The sequence below is a fragment of the Tychonema sp. LEGE 06208 genome (genome assembly GCF_015207505.1).
Taxonomy (GTDB): Bacteria; Cyanobacteriota; Cyanobacteriia; order Cyanobacteriales; family Microcoleaceae; genus Microcoleus.
On record NZ_JADEWT010000192.1, the window covers coordinates 1 to 5394 of the forward strand.

Sequence of the window (5394 nt, forward strand, 5' to 3'; positions counted from 1 at the left end):
TGACTAATGACTAATGACTAATGACTAATGACTAATGACTAATGACTAATGACTAATGACTAATGACTAATGACTAATGACTAATGACTAATGACTAATGACTAATGACTAATGACTAATGACTAATGTTAAATTCTACAAACTACCTCAAACAATGAGATTGATCAATCCAAAAATAGACTTTGCGTTCAAAAAAATATTTGCTTCCAGCGACAGCAAAGACATCCTAATTAATTTTTTAAACGCCATCCTTTATGAAGCACAGCCAGTCATCGAAGACTTAGAAATAATCAAATCCCAACCAGGAAATCAAACTTTCGGAGTAGACACACAACTAGATGTCAAAGCCACAATAAACGGCGACCGAATCGCCCTCATTGAAATTCAAGTAATCAACGTCCCTTCCTTCGGAACCAGAGTTTTGTACAACGCAGCTAAAACCTACAGCCTGCAATTAACACGAGAAGAACGCTACGAAAGACTCAAAACAGTAATTTCTTTAAAAATTGCCGACTTTGAAATGTTTGGAAACCAACCAGAATTTCTGACGCGATTTGTTTTCAAAGAAAAAGAGCAACAGTTTGACTATCCCGATACTGAAATAGAATTAGTATTTATAGAACTGCCCAAATTCACTAAAGAATTAGCAGAATTAGAAACCATCGCAGACCGATGGATTTACCTTCTCAAAAACACCAGCACTTTGGATACAGTACCAGAAACACTGAGTGCAGTCCCCGAAATTGAGAAAGCATTGAGAATGGCCAGCGAAGACAATTTTACTCAGGAAGAATTAAATGAATTACAGAACCAAGAACTGTGGATTGAAGACCAGCAGATTGCCATAGAGTTAGCAAAAGAACAGGTAACAAAAGCCGCTCATCTATCGTTAATTTTGCGTCAAGTCGTGCGGCGTTTAGGCACAATCCAACCAGAAACCGAAAACTGCATCCGTCAATTAGGCGTGCAGGAATTACAAGAATTAGGAGATGCCGTCCTGGATTTTCAACAGCAGTCAGACTTGACAGCCTGGTTGCAGGCTAATGCAATATGAATAACATTCTCGAACCGGAAAATTATCGTCCCATATTTATGTTATGAAAATTAAGAAAACCAATTGGAAATATATTTTTTGGCTGGGCCCCCTCCTCATCGCAGCAGGTTTAACAGCAGCATTTGTATCCGCAGCATGGGAACCCCTGACAGTCGGTTTAGTTATTGCCGGAACGGTGACGATCGCACTTTGGCTGCTATATTTAACTCACGAACAAGGCTTTTGGGGGCAGCGTTCCACCCAAGCCGGCACCAACGCCCTAATTGCTACCACCGCAGTATTTGTGATTCTCGGAGTAATTAACTTCATCGCATTTCGCTATCCCCTCCGCATCGACTTAACCGAAAGCCAACAGTTTACCCTCGCCCCCCAGACTCAACAAATACTGCAAAACCTCCAACAACCAGTCAAAGTATGGGTATTTGACCCCATTCAAAATCCCCAAACAAAAGAATTGCTACAAAGCTACAAACGCGAGGGAGGTTCCAAGTTCCAATACGAATTTGTAGACCCGCAGGCGCAACCGGGAAAAGCCAGGGAATTTAGCATTACCAGCATTGGAGAAGTTTACCTGCAATCGGGCGACAAAAAACAAGAGCTGCAAAAAGGCGGCACAGCTTTTGGTAGCGACCCAAATCAAGGTCTTTCAGAGATCAAACTTACCAATGGCTTAGAAGAAATTCTGAGCACTCGCGTTCCTACAGTTTACTTTTTGCAAGGTAAAGGAACGCGCCCGCTGAAAGAAGGTCAAGGCGGAATTGAGCAAGCCCAAAAAGCTCTGAAAGATAAATACTATAACGCCCAAACGCTAAATTTTGCCGAACGCCAAGAAGTTCCCGAAGATGCAGATGCTTTAATTATTGCTGGGCCAGAAAAACCGTTTGTCGATGCAGAAATTAAAGCGCTAAAGGCTTATCTCGATCGCGGCGGCAGTTTATTCTTAATGGTAGACCCAGCAATTAATACCGGATTAGACAAATTTCTGCAAGAATGGGGCCTAAAATTAGACACCCGTTTGGTCATCGATGCTTCCGGCGGCGGTCAAAGATTCGGTCTGGGCCCGACGGTTCCCACAGTCAGGCGCTACGGCGACAATCCGATTACTAAAAGTTTCGGCACCGGCATTTCATTTTATCCGTTTGCGCGTGCTTTGGAAACCACGCCCGTAGCAGGGATAGAAGAACAACCGCTGCTGTGGACGAGTCAGGAAAGTTGGGCGGAAAGCGATTTGACGACTAAGAAATTGGAGTTCGATCAGAAGACCGATCGACAAGGCCCGTTATTATTAGGTGTGGCTTTAGTGCGATCGGGCGCTGACAGCACTCCCTTAAAACCCTCACCCTCGCCTTCTCCATCTCCGACAACATCCCCATCTCCAACAACATCGCCGACAGATTCTCCATCGCCGACAACTTCACCATCTCCAACAACATCCCCATCTCCAACAACATCCCCATCTCCGACAACATCCCCATCTCCGACAACATCCCCATCTCCAACAACATCGCCTACAGCTTCCCCAATTAGCTACTCGGTGATTGTCTCCCAAGAAGCTACGCCGCCAGTATTACCGACAGCTTCCCCAACACCCACAACATCTCCCGAAAGTTCCCCAACGCCCACACCATCTCCCACAACATCTCCCACAACATCTCCCACACCATCTCCCACACCATCTCCGAAGCCAACCACAACTCCTTCTGTACCATCAAGTTCTCAAAAAATATCGCGCATGGTAGTAATTGGCACATCTCAATTTGTGACTAACGGTTGGTTTGAGCAACAACTCAATAGTGACGTATTTCTCAACTCTGTCAGTTGGTTGAGTAAACCAGACCAACAAAGCCTTTCTATAAGTCCGAAAAAATCTACCAACCGCCGCATTAATATGACGGTCATCCAAATAGGATTGCTGATTTTAGCTTGGCTAGTTTGGCCCTTACTCGGACTGGTAATAGGCGGCACTATTTGGTGGAAGAGGAGATGATGAAGAGTCATTAGTCCTTAGTCATTAGTCATTGGTCATCAGTCATTAGTTATTAGTTATTAGTTAAGCTTTTGTGCATTCAGATTATATGTTTAGGGCGGGCTTTCCTGCCCAACCCCTACTACCCACAACAGCGAAACTGTATTTCACCATGCAAATTAAATGCGGATTAGCTGATGAGTTATTTGTTATTTGTTCTTTACTAGCAATTAACAATTACCAATGCCCAATGCCCAATCCCTCCGCTTCGCTCCGCCCAATGCCCTGCGCGGGCCAATCCCTCCGCTTCGCTCCGCCCAATGCCCAATGCCCAATGCCCAATGCCCAATGCCCAATGCCCAATTCCCAGTTATTATGAAATTGCAGAAAAATACATTTGTATTGATAGCCGTCGCGCTAAGCATGATTGGGTTTGTTTCTGTGTACGAAATGCAGGTATCTCCCAAGCAGGAAGAGGCGAAGGAAAACAAACATAAAATTTTTAATTTTAAGTCCGATCGCATACAATTCTTTACAGTAAAAACTCCCGAAAGAATCTTGACTTTTGAGCGAGTTTATGCTACAAAAGGAGGCAAGTCTAGCTGGGAAATGAAATTGCCGGTGCAAGGGCAGGCGAGTGAGGCTTCGGTGGATTTTTTGCTAGACAGGCTGGCGACAGGAAAGAGCGATCGCACGATTAATACTACCGCGGCTAAACTCCCAGAATACGGTCTAGACAAACCCCAAGCTACAGTCACAGTCAAGCTGGACAACCAGGAAACTCACCGTTTAGTTTTAGGCAAAACAGACTTTAGCGGCCGCTTCTTGTACGCTCTAGCCAATCCGGGGGAAGCGCCCCCTCAAAATTCAGCCGAAAATTTGCCCGTGCTGCTAGTGCCTTTTGACTTTAAAAATGCTGTCAATCGACCTTTGTCAGAATGGAAAAAAGCAGAAGCACCCAAACCAGAGAAATCACCAACACCATCTCCTACTCCAAGTCCTGAGAATCAATAGTTGGGGAGTTGATCGAACTCGATCGCGCGACACAAAACATTCAGACTTACCCAAGAGCACTCTGAGATAGAATTGAAAGAACAAATCCCAAAACCTGTTACATCGAACATTCCTCGCCTAAAATACAGAAAAGTCTAAAGTTAAACTGTATTCAAGCGGCGTGCATTAACCCCAGGAAAGGGCGAATATGTTTCAGACAGCACTCAACCAAGGTACGACAGCAACGGATACAGCGCTTGACGTTGAACTCCGCAAGGTCTTTAAGGTATTTAACGGCGAAACCGCAGTTCGCGGAGTTGACATCAGCATTCGACAAGGAGAATTTTTTAGCATTCTCGGCCCCTCCGGCTGCGGTAAGACTACGACGCTGCGTTTAATCGCTGGCTTCGAGACTCCCTCGGCGGGCGAATTGATGATTCGCGGCCAGTCGATGACCAACACTCCAGCTTACCGCCGTCCGGTAAATACCGTGTTTCAAAGCTACGCTTTGTTCGGACACATGAATGTCTGGGACAATATCGCTTTTGGATTGCGGATTAAAAAGCTCGGAAAAACGGAAATAGAAGAACGGGTAAAAGAAGTTTTGCAATTGGTGAAAATGGAATCTTTCGCCAATCGGTTTCCCGGTCAAATGTCGGGCGGCCAGCAGCAGCGGGTGGCTTTGGCGAGAGCTCTGGTAAATCGACCGGCGGTACTACTGCTGGATGAACCGCTGGGGGCTCTGGATTTGAAGTTGCGGAAGCAGATGCAGTTGGAACTGTCGAATTTGCATCAAGAATTAGGCTTGACTTTTGTGATGGTGACTCACGATCAAGAAGAGGCGATGAGTCTGTCAGACAGGATTGCGGTGATGCACGAGGGCCGAATTGAGCAAATCGGTTCACCCGAAGAAATTTATGAGTGTCCGCAGACGGCTTTTGTGGCGGATTTTATTGGGGATACGAATTTGTTTTCTGGTACGGTGGAGTCGATCGACCGATCGACTCTCACAGTTCGCACCTCGGCCAATCTGAAAATAATCGTTCAGCAGTCAGATATGTGGAATGGTGTCACAGGCGACTCTGTGGTGGTCAGCGTCCGGCCGGAAAAAGTATATTTGAATCTATACCAGCCGGAAGTGTCGGTCAACTGTTTTGAAGGGCGGCTCAAAAATACTATGTACATGGGCACTCACGTTCATTACGTGGTTGAGTTGACCTCTGGCGATAAAATTACGGTGCGCCAGCCAAATACCGGCGGCTCTTTCCCAGACCAAAACACGCCGATTTATGCCTACTGGGGAACTACTGATTGCCTTGCTTTGGGCGATCGATCCTAATGAGGGAGAGGGGGAGAATGGGAGAGGGGGAGAGAGGGAGAG

Annotated in this window: 4 protein-coding genes; all 4 read left to right on the plus strand. The window is 45.9% G+C overall.

Annotated features, from left to right (window positions below):
• Positions 1 to 118: 118 nt before the first annotated feature.
• On the plus strand, positions 119 to 1054 hold the full coding sequence (locus tag IQ263_RS27525) for an Rpn family recombination-promoting nuclease/putative transposase (protein ID WP_228050416.1): 936 nt from the start codon (positions 119 to 121) through the stop codon (positions 1052 to 1054).
• A gap of 43 nt (positions 1055 to 1097) precedes the next feature.
• Positions 1098 to 3041 carry a GldG family protein gene (locus IQ263_RS27530; protein ID WP_194071217.1) on the plus strand — a complete coding sequence of 648 codons (1944 nt, stop codon included), beginning with the start codon at positions 1098 to 1100 and terminating at the stop codon, positions 3039 to 3041.
• A gap of 222 nt (positions 3042 to 3263) precedes the next feature.
• Complete coding sequence (locus tag IQ263_RS27535; RefSeq protein ID WP_228050417.1) at positions 3264 to 4034, plus strand: DUF4340 domain-containing protein; 771 nt, start codon at positions 3264 to 3266, stop codon at positions 4032 to 4034.
• 187 nt (positions 4035 to 4221) lie between these two features.
• Positions 4222 to 5352: an ABC transporter ATP-binding protein gene (locus tag IQ263_RS27540; RefSeq protein ID WP_194071218.1), complete on the plus strand. Its 1131-nt coding sequence runs from the start codon at positions 4222 to 4224 to the stop codon at positions 5350 to 5352.
• Positions 5353 to 5394: the final 42 nt, after the last annotated feature.

Coding starts and splice junctions, on each gene's coding strand:
- IQ263_RS27530 (WP_194071217.1), top strand. CDS start 1,098: ATGAAAATTAAGAAAACCAATTGGAAATATATTTTTTGGCTGGGCCCC.
- IQ263_RS27535 (WP_228050417.1), top strand. CDS start 3,264: ATGCCCAATGCCCAATCCCTCCGCTTCGCTCCGCCCAATGCCCTGCGC.
- IQ263_RS27525 (WP_228050416.1), top strand. CDS start 119: ATGACTAATGTTAAATTCTACAAACTACCTCAAACAATGAGATTGATC.
- IQ263_RS27540 (WP_194071218.1), top strand. CDS start 4,222: ATGTTTCAGACAGCACTCAACCAAGGTACGACAGCAACGGATACAGCG.